The organism is Faecalispora jeddahensis (assembly GCF_000577335.1).
Classification (GTDB): Bacteria; Bacillota; Clostridia; order Oscillospirales; family Acutalibacteraceae; genus Faecalispora; species Faecalispora jeddahensis.
Genome location: NZ_CBYL010000042.1, coordinates 15,326 through 30,931, shown reverse-complemented (window position 1 = coordinate 30,931; position 15,606 = coordinate 15,326). Strand labels below are relative to the sequence as shown.

Here is a 15,606-nt window from a genome sequence, read left to right as displayed (position 1 = left end):
ACATGGGCTATAACTCAAGTCAGCGCTGCGGAAGCACAGGCCGGAATTGGAGCTGTGTTAATAACGCCTTTATTCTTCCCTTATTTCTAATTCGGGCGGTGACATAAATTGAATGATATTCTTCGTGACAGTATCGCAAACATATTCTCTGGTATTTCAAAAAACCTGGTGGACATAACCCACCAGGTTACCATGTCGCCAGCTGAAGCGTTTGGCGATTCGTTCTGGATAACCATATTAAATCTTGGGGCTACAATAGTAATGCCCTTTGCTATTTCCATTCTCGCGTATTTTATGGCCGCAGAACTGTATCAGGTGTATTGCAAAGCGAATGCGGAACTCGATTTACAGCTAGTTTCTACGACAGTATTGAAATTTGTCTTCCCATTCATTTTTATCACTAAAACTTATGATCTTCTAAAAATTCTGTTTTTACAAATTAACGGCTTGATTCTGAGAATTGGTGAGAAGGTAGGTCTTGAAGCACAGAACGGATCTACCGATTATAATTCCTGGTACAATCAAATTGACGGAATGTCCTTTCTCGATAAACTGGCCTATCTGATTCAACTCCAGCCACTTGTTTTTATTATGAGGGGTATGGGTGTGATTATAATGGTAATTGTCTACGGCAGGCTTTTTGAGATTATGCTCTACTGGGTATTTGCCCCTATTCCCTTTGCAACCTTAATTCATAGTGAGTACAGTCAGATTGGAAAAAACTTTATAAAACTCTTTGCAGCCGTCCTTTTACAGGGCGGCTTTATTATTCTTTGCGTGGTGTTTTACACTGAACTGATCAAGACCGTTGCAATCCAGGCAAACATGGATGGAGCTTGGCAAATGCTCGGTTTTTCCTTACTCTTAGTCTTTATGTTAACAAAAACAGGCACCCTATCGAAGAAATTGCTGGCTACCTATTAGGAGGCACTTATGATTATTAGAAATCTTGATGACATTTACGAGTATGAAAACAAGGTGTGGGGGAATTTTTCTTCACGTATGCTCATTTGTTTCCTTATTGCAATTGCTGTGGCCGCTCTTGTGTTTGCAGGTCTATTCCTACCTACCGGCAGCGTTGACCTGGCTTCAACTGTCGCTGGCATCTGCTGCTTGCCCGTGATGTGGTTCGGTATATATAAAAAAGACGGCCAACACCTTGAACAAATCTTAAAATATAAATATTTGGCGAAGTTTAAATACACTCGAAAGAGAAAGTTTGTAATGACGAATCTATACGAGATCATCGAGAATAACCAAAAGGAGTGGAAAACTGCAAATGAACAGCTTGAAAATGCAATCGCGCAAGAAGGTCAAAAAACAAATCACAAGAAGCTCTTTCCCTTGGGAAAAAAGGGACACCGCACAAAATAGCATTCCTTTTGAAGTCATGTATGATGATGGTATATGTTATCTCGGAAACAATCGATATAGCGCCACATTTTCTTTTGAGGATACCAATTACAGCAACACTCAGGAGTCCTCACGATACGGTATCTTCGAGAAATATTGTGAATTTTTGAATGCCTTTGATGATACGATGCTATTTCAAGTGCATATACTGACGAAACAATTATCTCGCACTAATATCGATTTGTACATTCATGCGCCCGAAGATGCTTCTGAAGATTTGAAGCAATGTGTGGACGAATACAATCAAATGCTGAAAAACCGAATGAATGGAAACAACTCATATATCCAGCAAAAGTATATTACTGTTACCATCCAGGACAACGACCATACCGGCGCTGCTGTTCGATTTGATAGAATCGATAACGAAATTATTCAACAGTTACGCCTAATTGGCTGCGCTACGAAACGGCTGAACAAATTGGAAAGATTGTCATTTCTGCGTGAAATCTATCGCCCAGATGATACAACCGCATTGAGCTATCAAAAAATGGCATCTACCGGAGTGATAGATAAAGACCTCATTGCTCCTTATTCTATGAATACAGACCATGATGATTACATCAAGCTGGGAGACTATTATACACAGACTTTATTTCTGGCAGAACTTCCAAAGGATTTATCAGATGAATTGGTAAAAGACATCACCACCATTGACGATAGCATTCTGCTTACCGTCAATGTATTGCCTCAAAACCCTAGAGAATCTATCGATGAGGTTAGAACCAGACTTAAGCATTTGGAAAAAGAAAAAGAGGACAATCGGTCACGACAAGTCAAATACGGTATCCTGATCCCTGAACCGCCCAGAGATTTGAAGAAGGCCATCGATAATACTCAAGCTTTCTTATCAGATCTGGAAACCCGAAACGAGAAAATGTTTATAGCTAATGTGCTAATTCATATCCGTGCCAAATCGCTGGAGGAGCTATCTTTTATTGCCGACAATATAAACAGCAAAGTATACAAATCTGGGTACACATTGCGACCTTTCACCTTTGCACAAGAAGATGGATTTAATTCAGTACTTCCATTAGGGCGCAACGATACTTTTATCAAAAGAGTGTTTAAGACCTCTTCACTGGCCTCATTTATTCCCTTTAATGTAGTTGAAGTCGTCCACACCGGCGGCTTGTTTTACGGTAAGAATAAACTCAGTAATAATATCATTCTTATGAACCGGAAGTTGTATAACAACGCACATGGCTTCTATTTTGGTGCATCCGGTTCCGGCAAGTCAATGGGAGGTAAGGACGAAATATGGGAATGCTACTGGCGCACAAACGATGATATTCTAATTATTGACCCGGACGGCGAATTCACTAAGCTGGTGGAGCTTCTGGGCGGACAAGTAATCGAGGTATCCAACAATTCAACAACCAAATTTAATCCATTTGACATCAATGAATTCTATGGTGGTGAAGATGAACCAAATCCCATTCCCTTTAAATCAGACTTCATTATTTCTTTAATAGAAGTTACTCTAAACAATAGCAAAGGAATATCTGATATTGCACGGTCTATAATAGATCGCTGCATCCGTCACATCTACAGATCATATCAGGAAGATCCTTGCGAAGAGAATGTTCCAACCTTTATGGATTTTTATGAGCATCTAAAAAAACAAAATGAAAAGGAAGCAAAAGACCTTGTGAGCGCCTTAGAGATATACGTTGAAGGAACTTTGAATATCTTTGCCGGCAAAACAAATGTTGATTTGAATAACCGTATTCTTTGCTTTAACACAAAGAAATTAGGAAAACAGCTAAAAATTATGGGTATGACCATTATTCAAGACTTCTGCTGGAATTTGATCTCAAAGAATCAGGCGTTAAATAAGACCACTTGGCTTTGGAACGATGAAATTCACCACAGTCTAAAGAATCCCAGTACAGGAGATTGGCTGATCAATTCCTGGAAGCGCGGCAGAAAGTATGGCCTTATTGCTACCGGCATGACTCAGGAAGTTCGTGATGTAATTCGCAGCGAGGAAGCAAAGGCGTTACTCTCCAACTCCGAATTTGTAATGTTGTTCCGTCAGAAGAATGATATGATCGGTGACATCGCTCAGGTAATGAACCTTTCGGATCAGCAGATCCACAAATTGCTGACCTGCGAAAAAGGAACTGGTCTGTTTAAGGCCGGAAACAGTATCGTAGAATTCAACAACATTATTGAACCTGGTAAGCTTTTTGACATATTCATGACTGATGTTGGTAAACCACATCAGGCCGGGTGATTCATTATGTTGGAAAAAGAGGTCATAAAATACACTCGTGACGGCATCCAGAAGCAAAACCTCGCAACTGGCGCCACTGAAATGCTAACACAAAGTGATTTTGCAAAGCAGATACATTACAATCGCCCCGGGGTGTCTCGATACTCCCGAAAACAGTCCGACGAGCTCTCTGAGAAACAGATCCATCTGGGGCCATTATCTCGTACTTACATCAAAAAAGAATCTATAAAATCTGTAACTTCTTTCTCCCCCGACACTGGCGATAAAATGGAGATTGATGCTATCGATATGGTGCGACCGGCCGCTTATAAAAAAATCGGTGGCCAGGAGATTAGCAAAGCGATCATCCCCCATTCAATCTCATCTCTTTCTACACAATCTGCGCAGCAGCGTGTTCCATTTATCTCTATTCCCTATTGGCAGCGCACAAAAAATGCGGTCGGCCGGGATCAAATTCAGCGTTTTGGTCGCTATCTGATAAGAGATGTGTCACGAGAATTGAAAGAAAGCGACAGCGTCGGCCTGCAGGCGGCCGGAGAGTATACTCAAGATGTACAATCTGCTGTACAAGCCTTTCAGGATGTCCGGCGATTTGCCCGACGAAAAGGTTACCGCATTAAAGATAAGCCGTCACCCCCTGATGAAGTGCGGGCGGCTGCCGCCAGAAATGCAGCAGCCCGTCGAATAGCATATCAGAAAACAAAAGCCATTCCGGCTCCAAGCGAAACTGCTTCTTTTCCCCATACAATTTTAAAAGCAATATTTCAGGGAGCAAAAGACCTGATTGTCGGTTCCGGGACCAAGGTTTTTCTTGTAGCCGCAGTGCTGATAGTAATGTCCATTACAGGATTAAACCAATCTACCGGTGCTTTTGCCAACTCATTTATTGGCTCAACAATTGACCATCCGGAGCTAACTGAGTATGTAGCGCAGCTGGATCAGGATTTTCAGCAGGAAGTCAATGATGAGAAAGAAAAGTACAGTGACAAACCAAATACAACCGTCAAAATTGAATGGAATGGTTTTGTCGACACAGATGCAAACGTACTGGCCATCCTAGTCACAAAAGACTGGACTGTTCTTAATCTAAATTCAGAAAATAGAGCAGCACTGAAAAAATTCCATTCTGCTCTTAATACCTATACCGTGGAGAAGAAGAGCGATACCGAGCAAACGGTAACCGACAATGGAGAAGTCAAGGAGGAAAGCACACGCAAAATTACAATTCGGGTACACCTATACACAGCGGAAGAAATAATCGATTCCTTGGGCTTTACAGGAACAGAAAAGAATCATATTCTCGAAATGCTGGATGTATTGAAGCAGATTACTGATTCTTCTTCGCCAACGACCGGTATTATTATTACGGATGGCGATGGGCTATTTACCTGGCCAACACCTGGGGTAACAACGATCACCAGTCCATTCGGAGCGCGCTGGGGTAAGATGCACAAGGGTATCGACATCTCCGGTTATGAAGCATATGGAAAGGTAATCGTCGCTACCGCTGATGGTGTTGTTACTCAGGCTGTTCACAGCGGCTGGGGCGGCGGGTACGGTCTATGTGTCTATATAGATCATAGTAACGGCTATTCTTCCCGGTATGGCCATTGTAGTAAAGTTCTGGTCAACAAGGGTGATCATGTCCAAAAAGGACAGATCATTGCGTACATTGGCTCCAGCGGAGATTCGACCGGCCCGCACCTTCATTTCGAGATTCGAAAGAATGGTGTTCCAATAAATCCACAGCAGTTCTTTAAATAGCGGCAGGATAGGAGCTACTCCTTTCCTGCCTACAAATTTTTTAGGAGGTAAAAATGAACGAGAAAATTGAAAAGCTGAAACAATCGATTCAAAAGGATCGGGACCGGCTGCAGAAGTTACAACAACATCTCAAAGAGAAGGAGGACAAGCTGCACGAATTAGAGCGATCTGAGCTGCTCTGCAGCTTAAACAGTATTGTTGTCGAAGGGTTTGATGCCACTGAAATCATTCAGGCAATCAAAAACAGAGACACTGGACGCCTGTATGCTTTAATCAACCATCAGAAGGAGGAAGAAAAATGAACGTTTTAGAGGCACTAACAAAATCAGGTTATGAAGTTAATAGCATTGGAAGTGATGTCTTTCCAGCCGCGCTGGTATTCGAGGGAAATCCTTGTGGTTTTATTCTTCCGGATCTCTCCGTCAGTTTAATTCCTGAGCATGAAGCAAAACGCACAGCATTAGATCAGGTTATTCTTCACGCTATCAATATTCAAGGGTTGGAAGAAATCAGCGGTGAAGCAAAACTCTCCCAGTATGAGAACACCATTCTAACCGTCACCTACGACTTTTATGAAAATAGAGAGATCTTTCATATCAGTGCTCTTGAGGACGATGGTCAGATGGTTCTCGTCGACACTTGTTATGAAAAGTCTGAGGCTACACAAAAGTTCGCCGCACGTTCGGGACTTGTCGGCAATATGCCCACTTCCGCATATCAAAAGAATCGAATCCAGCGTTTTATGGACTCCATCCGAAAGCGCGGATACAATTTGATTGCTTCAAGCCAAAAAGACTCTTTCCGAACATATGACATAACCGATTCTGACGGAAATATCGTCGGTTACATTGGAAAGAATGACTTAGTCACCATCACAAGTGACGATAGGAGACATAACAGTAATTTGCGCGGTGCCTACCAGGAAACTGGAGGAGATACACCCACGCTGCCAGCTTTTTTCGAGAAGTTAAAGCAACTATTAAAAGGAATTGGTATGGCCCTGAAAGTATCCTTCACTCCCTCTGGGCGGCACTATGCTATTCAAGACAAGCATGTTCAGGTTGCGACTATTAATGATAAACAGGAAATCACCTATACTCCGCAAGCTACAGAAACCCAAATGAGAAAGATCGATGCAGTTGTCAAACAGGCTAGGGAGGAATATAAGGGCGAAATTGGCGTAGATCAGGAGAAAAACCGTGAAGCTCAGTATAAATCTTCCCTGCCAGATGAAGCCCCGCAAACCGGAAGCGCTTCCGATTTAGTACAGAGAAAAGATGAAAAAAACGATCGGCAGAGCGATCCTGAGCTGACCACTTCTGATATAAAAGCTCTGGCCGTAGCGGTCCTTTCTAACGAAGCCTTGAGTTCGCAGCTCAACAAAGAACTTCTCGGAAAAATCGCTTCCTTCTCTCAAAATCAGAATTCAGTTTCGCAAGACACATTCTCCCCCACTCCGAACCAGGAACTCTTAATACAAGATTTCAATGAATACATTGATTTACTTAAAACACTGGATGGGTTTAACCCGGAAGAGAAAGAGAGTTTACGTCAGGAGATCATTGCAAAATTTGGTACTGCTTCTCTGGACGAATTCATGGCCAACATGAAATCAGGGAAATACGACGATATGGAAACCATTGAAAGCAGACTCGAATACTCACAAAAACAAGCAGCTGTGCAGAACTCCGGCCGAGATAATCCGCAGCGTGAGCAGGGAAAGGAAATGGTGGGATAAATGGAAAAGCTGGTTTCATATCTGGAGACATTAGGCTACACGGTAGAAGAGCAGGGTAGAATTCAAAAATTCCTGATTGTCTTTTATCAGGGGCTTCCCGTAGGATTCATTCTTCCGGATTTCTCTGTTCGTCTGGTAACCGATGCAGATGGAGTGCAGAGAGAATCCCTGGGGAAAATCGTTGCTTTCTTTCAGGAACACAATAACCTACCCTCCGTTGGCTCTGGTGAATTCATGATTCTTAATTATCGCGGCAACCAGCTCACAGTGTTTTTTCATCCGAAACATCAAAGGATACAATATGCTTCCTATACTGTTTCTCCCGAAACTGGTGAGACTCAAAGAAATCTATATATGAACTACGATACTGCTATTCACCATTTTATTGAACAAACCCACATGATTAATTTGCATGAGCCATATTCACTCCCCCGGAAAACCCTAAGTGAACGATTTAGTGAATGGCTGCTGCAGTACCTGTTGAAAAAATCCCAAGAGAAGCTAGAGCAGAGTTAATCTGTTCCAGCTTTTTCTTTTCAGAAAGGATGTGTTCGTTATATGGATGTTAAAAAACAGCGCCTTTTTGTAGACATGGATGGAACCCTCGCGGTATTTACCCCGATTCTTGAAATGGAAACTTTGTATGAGAAAGAATACTTCCTAAATCTTTCCCCACAAACCAATGTCGTTGAAGCTATCCGGGTAATCATTCGTGATTACCCGGATATTGAAGTGAATATCCTTTCGGCTTATCTCACTGACAGCCAATACGCACTACCAGAAAAAAACGCCTGGCTTGATCAGTATTTGCCCGAAATTGATCAGGCCCACCGGACTTTTTTACCCTGTGGAAGCGATAAAAAGGATTACATCGATGGAGGTGTAAGGCCCAATGATTTTCTTCTGGACGACTACACCAAAAATCTTACAGACTGGCAGCCACCGGCAAAAGGAATCAAACTACTAAACGATATCAATCATACCCGGGGAACCTGGGCATATGATCGACTCAGATTTGATAAATCCCCCACCGTTCTTGCAGCAAACATAGTGGATATCATGCGTTTCGGGATTGAGATTTGTGATGATGCCCCACAAAGGAGATCTGTCCAGGTTGAGCAGAATTCACCTTCATTGCAGAGTCGGTACAGCGAGGCCCTTCAAAACACATCCCCTGCCATTACATCAACCGCACGCGATAGAGAGCGATAGGAAAGGAAGTGATGACATGTCGGTTAGCAGAAGCGGAGAACTGTATTACACAGAAGAAGAAAAGGAAGCTGCTTTGAATAACAACAACGCTCTGCAATATGCTTTATCAAGAGGTTACCACCTGGTGCGTTCAGGCAACGAATTCCATCTAAAAGAGCACGATAGCATGGTTTTTAAAGCTGACGGCCGTTGGTATTGGAATTCTCAATCACTCAAAGGAAGAGCACTGGATTTTATACAGCACTATGAAAACAGGGAGTACAAAGAAGCCATCTGCATTCTCGCTGGTACGATCAATCAGTCTGCTCCAATAGGGCCTGTAAAGCACGTTGAGATCCCCGATGTCGAGAAGAAAGAAATGATCCTACCCGAAAGAGCAGCGAAATACAACTCTCTCTTTTTCTATCTTTGCAATTTTAGAGGGATCGATGAACTGCTTGTAAAACAAATGGTCGCAGAGCGCAAAGTGTACCAGGCAATTACTTACAATAAGATAGTTATTGCCGGTTACGATAAAGACGGCCGCGCCCGATATAAAGTAAAAGAAAAATTCAAAGATGAGCTGCTAAACATTCCATCGGAAACGACATCTCTCAGCATTGACGGAAAATCAGACTCCCCAATCTTTCAGGAAAAATGCCTGACGATCGATTCTATTCAACAATTGATAAAGAAGAAAAAGATTTTCAAATTCAACGTTGTATGCATGGTTGGATACGATGAAAACGGTAAGGCAAAATACGCTTCCATTCGATCTATGAATACCAAGGAAGGTTCAAAATCTCTGAAAGTAGACGTCGAAGGCTCTGATAAAAGCTATCCTTTTCAGATAGACGGATCTCCGGATTCAAATACTGTTTGCGTCCTGGAGAGTCCGATCGAAGGGATGAGCTATTGGAGCATGTGCCATGAAACGAAAAGTGATCGCCAGGATTGCTATATGATTGGACTTGGCGGAGCTTCCGTTTTACAGGCCCTTGATCGATTCCTTAAAGATCACCCACAAATAGATACCATTGTAAGCGGCTTGAATAATGATGATGAACAGTCTGGTCATAAAATAAATGCCGGTCTGAACGGAACAAATCGTATCATTGAGAAATACAGTAAGCTGTACACTGTTAATGTCCATAAGCCACATTTGAATGACTGGAACAATGTCCTCACAAATTACCGAAAGCACCTACGGAGTAAAATGGCGCTACACCAGCGAAACAATCCTTTACATCAGAAACGCCCTAACAGAACAGATGCTCTTACAATCTGAATTCTGAATGTTGATCAAGGCCGAAAGTAATTTCGGCCTTATCTATTTTTCGAGGCTTAATTGATGGTATAAATTTATTAAATTGTTGAATAAAGCCACTTTTCATTGTAGAATAGACAAAAGGATATCCACGATATATCCATATAATGGAGAGTGATGAGTGAAATGGCTGGTAAATTTCTTTGGAAATCTTTCTCTAGTGTAAATCTGGATGACCCATTTTTTAATTCTCTCAAAAATGATTACCCTGAATTTTCTGACTGGTTTGCTAAAAAAGCAATCAATGGTGAACAAGCGCTTGTCTTCGATGATGAAGAGGGAATCGGCGCTTTTGTTTATCTAAAGGAAGAAAATGAACCTTTGGAACTAGCTAACGAAACTTTACCGGCTGAACCAAGATTAAAGATAGGCACACTAAGACTTGCAGAAAGATACAGAGGTATAAGGCTCGGTGAAGGAGCTTTAGGTGTTTGTTTATGGCGGTGGCAGGACAAGCGGTTGCCACAAATATACGTTACCGTATTTGAACAACATCGTGAGCTTATTCAACTATTCGAGCGATTCGGATTTGTACGTATCGGAAAAAACCATCGAGGTGAATGCGTGTACTTAAAAAGCAGAATCTCTATTGATTATACTGATCCATACAAAGCTTTCCCTTTCGTACGTCCAGATTTTGATAAGGCTGGGCTACTACCTATTAATGACTTTTTTCATGATCAACTTTTCCCTTATTCAGAGTTGAAAGGAAACAAACTGGAGGTTGAGGAAGAAATCGCCGGCAACGGTATTACCAAAGTCTTTATTGCGACACCTTACTCTCCTATGTGTTATTCTCCTAATCAGCCAGTCAGTATTTATCGTATCTTTACAGGACAAGGTTCTAAGCAATATAAATCTGTCATAACTTCTTACTGTACGATTACGAAAGTAACACCAGTCAAAGAAAAACACCGTGTTCTATTAGACATAAGAGATTTTGTAAGATGTGCAGGGAATAAGACCATTTTTTCTATCGATGATTTAAAAAAACTTCATGCTCAACAGGCTAACATCATTATTTTGGAATTAATATACAACGGGTTTTATGGAAAAGGTCATAACGTAACATATAAAGAGTTAAAAGACCGAAACCTTTTTCCGGCCCATCCTTACCAGATAACATACAATAGAACGCAATTCATTGAAATATTAGAATTAGGTGATGTAGATGTGCAAAATGTTATTATCGATTAATCCTGAGCATGTAGAAAATATCATGCTCGGCACTAAACGTTTTGAATTTAGAAAGGTGCGTTGTAAAGCTGAAATTGATAAAATTATTATCTATTCTACAGCGCCGATACAGCAAGTCGTAGCTGAGGCTGAAGTCAAGGAAATTTTTGAAGGGTCTCCTGAAGAAATTTGGAAAAAGACCTCTGAGTTTGCAGGGATTAGCAAACAGTTTTTCGATAAATATTATGAAGGACGCAGCAGAGCTGTTGCATATGAGTTTGGTACTATAATAAGATATAATACGCCTAAACCACTGTCAGCGTTTGGTGTTAGCAATGCACCTCAGTCATTTGTATATGTATAATTCTTAGAGGCTTTTCAATAAAAAGGAAAGCCTCTTTATTGTTTATATGACAACTCATTTTTCTAAGTAAATAAGCCATAGACTGAGCACAGATTGATACTCATCAATCTGTGCTTTTTAATTTAGGAGGATCTATTATAATGAACAATTTCTATTTATGCAATTCTGCAGCACTACAACTGAAACTCTCTAAAATGGCATTTATAGTCTACAGTTTTCTGTCCTCAGGCGCAAATAATCAGACACGCTCTTGCTTTCATAGTAAGGATACCATTGCAAAAGGCTGCAGCATTAGTTCTTCCAGCGTTATCAGAGCCACGAGAGAGTTATGCGCTAAAGGTCTTTTGGAGATCCAGAGCAGGTTTCGGCCAAATGGCAGACAGACGTCGAACCTCTACATATTAGTGGACGAACCGCAAACAAAAATGCCCTCTATACCCCCCGTTGAGAGCAAAAACGACAAAGAAGCATCTGCGGATGATTCGTATAAAAAAGTAGCTCCTGCGAAGCAACAGAAGCCAATACGTTTCTTCTCTTGCTCACCAGCAGCTTTCCAAATGAAACTATCCCCGGTGGAGCTGAAAATCCATCATTATCTGGTTTACCGCGCCGGTAAAGATCAAGCTTGCAAGCCCTCCAAGAAAGAAATCGCATCAGATTGCAACGTCAGCCTGTCGACCGTGTTTCGCGCTATTAAGAAGCTCTGTGCCTGCGGTCTACTGGATGTGCAAAAGCTGACCCGTAGGGAGATTTATGGTAATAACGGAACCAGCGTCAATCTGTATCGCTTAAAGAAACCAGTTATATCTCCCCCTTCCCCGCAAAAACACGACTGGAAGATCAAACGGCTTTTCTACGCCTTATTATCTCGTTTGACACCCTCCCTGATGTCATGGGTGACACCCCTAAGAACTATCTCCAGAAGAAAGGTTACGTATACCCTAAGAGATAAAGGGATTAGCTCTCAGGTAGCTAAGAGAAATACAGTACATAAACATTCATTTTGTGAAAGTCAAAGAAGATTGGCTGCAAAAAGGCCGCATAAAAAAAACTCGCAACGTCCTAAAAGTCTGTCAGTCCGTCCCTTTCCCTACCGTATCTTTTCATTCAGGCAAAAACACAAAATCGGAAGCACTTCCGATTTTACCTTTGCTGGCAGTCATTTTTACGTTCCGCCTTGTTTGTTCCAAGGAGTTGGGCGGCTTTTGTTTGAGCCTTTTCAAAACGCTCCGCCATACTCCCCGATTCAACGGGCTGCTCTTCCATCGAATTCATCTGTAGTAAATACTGTGTGTAGACGGACTCCAGCCTGTCAAAATCACAGCAATTCTTTTTTAAAAGAGCATCCGATCCGTCTTTGACGGTTTGATATATGTACAGCGCTTTTTTCACAATCTTATGGGAATTTTTGTTGCAGAAATCCAGTTCCTCCATGAGAAGTCTTCTATACCGATACTCTTCCTTGGAGAAGTCCTTCACTCTTACCAGCTGATCCGGAATTGGGAACATGAAGGAAAGTCTGACGCTGCTAATAATTTTTCCCGAAGCACTTTTGATCAGCACGTTTGTCTTTTGCTGCTTTGTAAAAGAAGAAATAGGTGCAAAATATTTCATCCCATTTATAACAAAAAGAACACCACAGACGAACTTATCATTTGTATCATAGGAAATGTTCGGGATTTTCCCCTCATACTTTTGCAGAAATTTGACGTACTCTTTGTCAACTTCATAGAACTTAAACTGACTCATAAACCCTCCAATACGAAAAGAAAGGCACGGTCAAGTTTCCTCAACCGTACCTTTCCCATTAAAAGTCACTCTTGACGGTGGTGAAACACCTTGCATAAACGAGCCACACTTAACGGCGGTGGAACGCCTTGCATAAACGAGCCACGCTTAACGGCGGTGGAACGCCCTGTAAGAGGTAGAATACTACCCTGTACTATTATAATACTCATTTCATGAAAATATGTCAAGCTCTCCGAATGTTAAAAAGCGGAAGCACTTCCGCTTTTTCAGATACCTACATTTTCACAATGCGATAAAGAAAACTTTTTCACGGTATATTTTTAAATCGCATTACCGGAAGCGATTCACGTTCTCACAGCCTATTTATTCCTCGCATGGCTGCCAGCGAGCTACTTGTATAACCCAAATTGATATATATACTATAACCATTTTCGCATCAGAATGTCAACAAAAAAGAATTCGTTCAAAACCGGAAGTGCTTCCGGTTTTCACACGTAAACTTAAACAAATATTAATAACGAATAGTATTATCCGATGATATTCATGGAAGATATTTAAGGAGGAAGCGTAAAATGCACATTACATTAAACGAATGGTTAGACACTTGGATTGAGGCCTATGTAAAGAACAGCAAATCAGAAAATACATATCGCTGTTACAAAGATTCTATCCGCAGAATAAGAAAGGCCGAAGCGCCTTTTCTAAATAGCGACTTGAGGGACATCAATGAAATCGAAATTCAGGCATTCATTAATTCACTTGGAAAAAAGTATGCCAAATCTACATTAAACCACATTCGTGTGGTGATAGATCAGGCCTTTGCTACGGGGATTGTAAACGGCTATTGCGAAAGGAATCCTATCCACAAACTGACATTGCCAACTGATGCAGGTGAAAAAGAGGTACGAGCGCTTACACAACACGAACAAGAGATCGTTGAAGCAGCTGCTCAAACTGATCCGCTGGGACATATCGTTTTGTTTTTCCTTTACACAGGCCTTCGTACACATGAGCTTTGCAATCTAAAGTGGGTGGACTATAACAAGAAATCGAAATATATTATTATCAAAAAAAGCAAGACCAAGGCTGGCATGCGTATAGTCCCTCTGATCGACGAAGCTGCTGATATACTAGATTCTCTTACGCACTACAATGATTACATCTTCAATAATACCAGGAAACAACCTGTTTCTGAAACCGTGCTTAAAAAGGTCTATCTACGACTACGTAGAAAAACCGGGATAGATTTTGTTACCAATCACGTTTACCGGCACAGTTTTGCCACGAGACTAGTCGAAAACGGTGTGGATTACAAAGCATTGTCTTCTTTGATGGGACACACGGACGTCAGTTTCACCCTCCGGCGATACGCCACAACAGAATATGATTTTCTTCGCCAACAGATTAACCTGCTGCATAAAGATCATTTATAATAATTACAAGTGTACTCATTGCTAATTAAGATGAAATGGTGTATTATAATATTAATTAATTTAATAGGCCTCTTCAATTCCACAACATCTAGTGTCCAATTTCTTTGTCAACACAATTTTTAAAATTATTGTACATTTATTTTGACAAAACCGGTTTACTTATTCCGAGAGTTGCGTAAAATAAGTAGTAACAGTACCCGACACGCCTCTCAACGATGCGGACCACGTCGGGTTTTTTTAATTTATTTAGGATGTGTGATAATGCCTCCCTACACCGCCCCTAACTTAAAAGAACATCAACCTCCATTAGATATTGAAGGACAAATATCCAATTTAAAATCAAATGGATTGAATATTGAGGATGAAGAATATGCCAGGAATTTTCTTAACGATGTGTCATATTTTCGACTAATAAAAGCATATAGTCTGGGGTTAAAACCAAAGAACAGTAAATATTATTGCAACATTACTTTTAATCAAATCGTTGAATTGTATTTATTCAATTGCAATTTTAGACAAATTCTTTTTCCAATAATCGAGCAAATAGAAGTCAATTTAAGGTGTAGAGTTGCTAATTACTTTTCAAGCAAGTACGGTTGTTTAGGATATGAAGATTTCAGTAATTTTAACTTTAAAGATACATCTGATTACGACTTCTTTATAGAAGAGATTCAGAGTGAAATTAAGCGAAATTCAAAATCTCCGTTTGTCACTAATTTTAAACATAATTATTGTGATGGTAAATTACCTTTTTATGCTCTAATTGAGATAATGAGTTTTGGAAAATTATCAAAGTTTTTTAAGAACTTGAAAAGTGAAGATAAAAAAGAAATAGCAAAAACATATCGGATAGGTTATACATATTTAGAAAGTTGGATTGAAAGCATTGCATACGTCCGAAATGTATGTGCGCATTATGAAAGATTATATAATAGTACGATAGTAAAAGCTCCGATGTTATATAAAGAATACAGTCAGATAAGTAATAACAAAATCTATGGGGTCCTTCTCTGCATGAAACACATATTTCTTAATGATAAAAAAGATGCATGGATTCAATTTTGTGATACACTGGAACTATATATTGAGAAATACCCACATGTTAAAATTAAATATATGGGTTTTCCTGAACAAGATTGGAAAGCTCTATTAACAGAAATAAAATCCGACTAATAGTAGCGATGAGATTTAATATTAAAATCTCATCGCTACTAT

The 15,606-nt window shown here is 40.5% G+C and carries 14 protein-coding genes and 1 pseudogene; 14 read left to right on the top strand and 1 reads right to left on the bottom strand.

The window, feature by feature from the left end:
* The first annotated feature begins 108 nt into the window (after positions 1-108).
* The 12 genes and pseudogenes from TY09_RS17720 to TY09_RS19040 all read left to right on the top strand — a co-directional run.
* Complete coding sequence (locus TY09_RS17720; RefSeq protein ID WP_052335677.1) at positions 109-924, top strand: hypothetical protein; 816 nt, start codon at positions 109-111, stop codon at positions 922-924.
* Positions 925-933: 9 nt separating this feature from the next.
* Complete coding sequence (locus TY09_RS14170; RefSeq protein ID WP_042435692.1) at positions 934-1,374, top strand: PrgI family protein; 441 nt, start codon at positions 934-936, stop codon at positions 1,372-1,374.
* Positions 1,280-3,649 carry a VirB4-like conjugal transfer ATPase, CD1110 family gene (locus tag TY09_RS14165; RefSeq protein ID WP_081759671.1) on the top strand — a complete coding sequence of 790 codons (2,370 nt, stop codon included), beginning with the start codon at positions 1,280-1,282 and terminating at the stop codon, positions 3,647-3,649. Before TY09_RS14170 ends, TY09_RS14165 begins: the two co-directional genes overlap by 95 nt.
* A 6-nt stretch (positions 3,650-3,655) precedes the next feature.
* Positions 3,656-5,413: a M23 family metallopeptidase gene (locus TY09_RS18880; RefSeq protein ID WP_052335675.1), complete on the top strand. Its 1,758-nt coding sequence runs from the start codon at positions 3,656-3,658 to the stop codon at positions 5,411-5,413.
* Between the two features lie 53 nt (positions 5,414-5,466).
* Entirely contained in the window at positions 5,467-5,715 is a 249-nt protein-coding gene (locus TY09_RS14155; RefSeq protein WP_042435688.1) for a hypothetical protein, read from the top strand.
* Complete coding sequence (locus TY09_RS14150) at positions 5,712-7,151, top strand: hypothetical protein (RefSeq protein ID WP_042435686.1); 1,440 nt, start codon at positions 5,712-5,714, stop codon at positions 7,149-7,151. The genes TY09_RS14155 and TY09_RS14150 overlap by 4 nt, the downstream gene beginning before the upstream one ends.
* On the top strand, positions 7,152-7,667 hold the full coding sequence (locus TY09_RS14145) for a hypothetical protein (protein WP_042435682.1): 516 nt from the start codon (positions 7,152-7,154) through the stop codon (positions 7,665-7,667).
* Between the two features lie 42 nt (positions 7,668-7,709).
* Complete coding sequence (locus TY09_RS14140) at positions 7,710-8,363, top strand: 5' nucleotidase, NT5C type (protein ID WP_147584692.1); 654 nt, start codon at positions 7,710-7,712, stop codon at positions 8,361-8,363.
* 16 nt (positions 8,364-8,379) lie between these two features.
* Positions 8,380-9,630 carry a toprim domain-containing protein gene (locus TY09_RS17710; protein ID WP_052335673.1) on the top strand — a complete coding sequence of 417 codons (1,251 nt, stop codon included), beginning with the start codon at positions 8,380-8,382 and terminating at the stop codon, positions 9,628-9,630.
* A gap of 165 nt (positions 9,631-9,795) precedes the next feature.
* Positions 9,796-10,866, top strand: coding sequence for a cysteine peptidase family C39 domain-containing protein (locus tag TY09_RS14130; RefSeq protein WP_042435679.1), 1,071 nt, complete (start codon positions 9,796-9,798; stop codon positions 10,864-10,866).
* On the top strand, positions 10,850-11,209 hold the full coding sequence (locus tag TY09_RS14125; protein ID WP_242841508.1) for a hypothetical protein: 360 nt from the start codon (positions 10,850-10,852) through the stop codon (positions 11,207-11,209). Before TY09_RS14130 ends, TY09_RS14125 begins: the two co-directional genes overlap by 17 nt.
* 140 nt (positions 11,210-11,349) lie before the next feature.
* Positions 11,350-11,919: pseudogene (locus TY09_RS19040) on the top strand (helix-turn-helix domain-containing protein); the annotation flags it as partial.
* A 433-nt stretch (positions 11,920-12,352) separates the two neighbouring features.
* On the opposite strand, the gene TY09_RS18875 reads toward TY09_RS19040, so the two are convergent.
* The gene (locus TY09_RS18875; protein ID WP_052335672.1) at positions 12,353-12,958 is read right to left on the bottom strand and encodes a type III toxin-antitoxin system ToxN/AbiQ family toxin; all 606 of its coding nucleotides are present in this window, start codon (positions 12,956-12,958) and stop codon (positions 12,353-12,355) included.
* A gap of 572 nt (positions 12,959-13,530) precedes the next feature.
* On the opposite strand from TY09_RS18875, the gene TY09_RS14115 reads away from it, so the two are divergent.
* The gene (locus tag TY09_RS14115; protein ID WP_042435673.1) at positions 13,531-14,391 is read left to right on the top strand and encodes a tyrosine-type recombinase/integrase; all 861 of its coding nucleotides are present in this window, start codon (positions 13,531-13,533) and stop codon (positions 14,389-14,391) included.
* Between the two features lie 261 nt (positions 14,392-14,652).
* Positions 14,653-15,564, top strand: a complete 912-nt coding sequence (locus TY09_RS14110) for an Abi family protein (protein WP_042435670.1) — start codon at positions 14,653-14,655, stop codon at positions 15,562-15,564.
* The last annotated feature ends 42 nt before the right edge of the window (positions 15,565-15,606 follow it).

What these genes read in the sequence shown, in the direction of transcription:
- TY09_RS14170 (WP_042435692.1), top strand. Translation starts at nt 934, where the DNA reads ATGATTATTAGAAATCTTGATGACATTTACGAGTATGAAAACAAGGTG.
- TY09_RS14165 (WP_081759671.1), top strand. Translation starts at nt 1,280, where the DNA reads ATGAACAGCTTGAAAATGCAATCGCGCAAGAAGGTCAAAAAACAAATC.
- TY09_RS18880 (WP_052335675.1), top strand. Translation starts at nt 3,656, where the DNA reads ATGTTGGAAAAAGAGGTCATAAAATACACTCGTGACGGCATCCAGAAG.
- TY09_RS14155 (WP_042435688.1), top strand. Translation starts at nt 5,467, where the DNA reads ATGAACGAGAAAATTGAAAAGCTGAAACAATCGATTCAAAAGGATCGG.
- TY09_RS14150 (WP_042435686.1), top strand. Translation starts at nt 5,712, where the DNA reads ATGAACGTTTTAGAGGCACTAACAAAATCAGGTTATGAAGTTAATAGC.
- TY09_RS14145 (WP_042435682.1), top strand. Translation starts at nt 7,152, where the DNA reads ATGGAAAAGCTGGTTTCATATCTGGAGACATTAGGCTACACGGTAGAA.
- TY09_RS14140 (WP_147584692.1), top strand. Translation starts at nt 7,710, where the DNA reads ATGGATGTTAAAAAACAGCGCCTTTTTGTAGACATGGATGGAACCCTC.
- TY09_RS17710 (WP_052335673.1), top strand. Translation starts at nt 8,380, where the DNA reads ATGTCGGTTAGCAGAAGCGGAGAACTGTATTACACAGAAGAAGAAAAG.
- TY09_RS14130 (WP_042435679.1), top strand. Translation starts at nt 9,796, where the DNA reads ATGGCTGGTAAATTTCTTTGGAAATCTTTCTCTAGTGTAAATCTGGAT.
- TY09_RS14125 (WP_242841508.1), top strand. Translation starts at nt 10,850, where the DNA reads ATGTTATTATCGATTAATCCTGAGCATGTAGAAAATATCATGCTCGGC.
- TY09_RS18875 (WP_052335672.1), bottom strand. Translation starts at nt 12,958, where the DNA reads ATGAGTCAGTTTAAGTTCTATGAAGTTGACAAAGAGTACGTCAAATTT.
- TY09_RS14115 (WP_042435673.1), top strand. Translation starts at nt 13,531, where the DNA reads ATGCACATTACATTAAACGAATGGTTAGACACTTGGATTGAGGCCTAT.
- TY09_RS14110 (WP_042435670.1), top strand. Translation starts at nt 14,653, where the DNA reads ATGCCTCCCTACACCGCCCCTAACTTAAAAGAACATCAACCTCCATTA.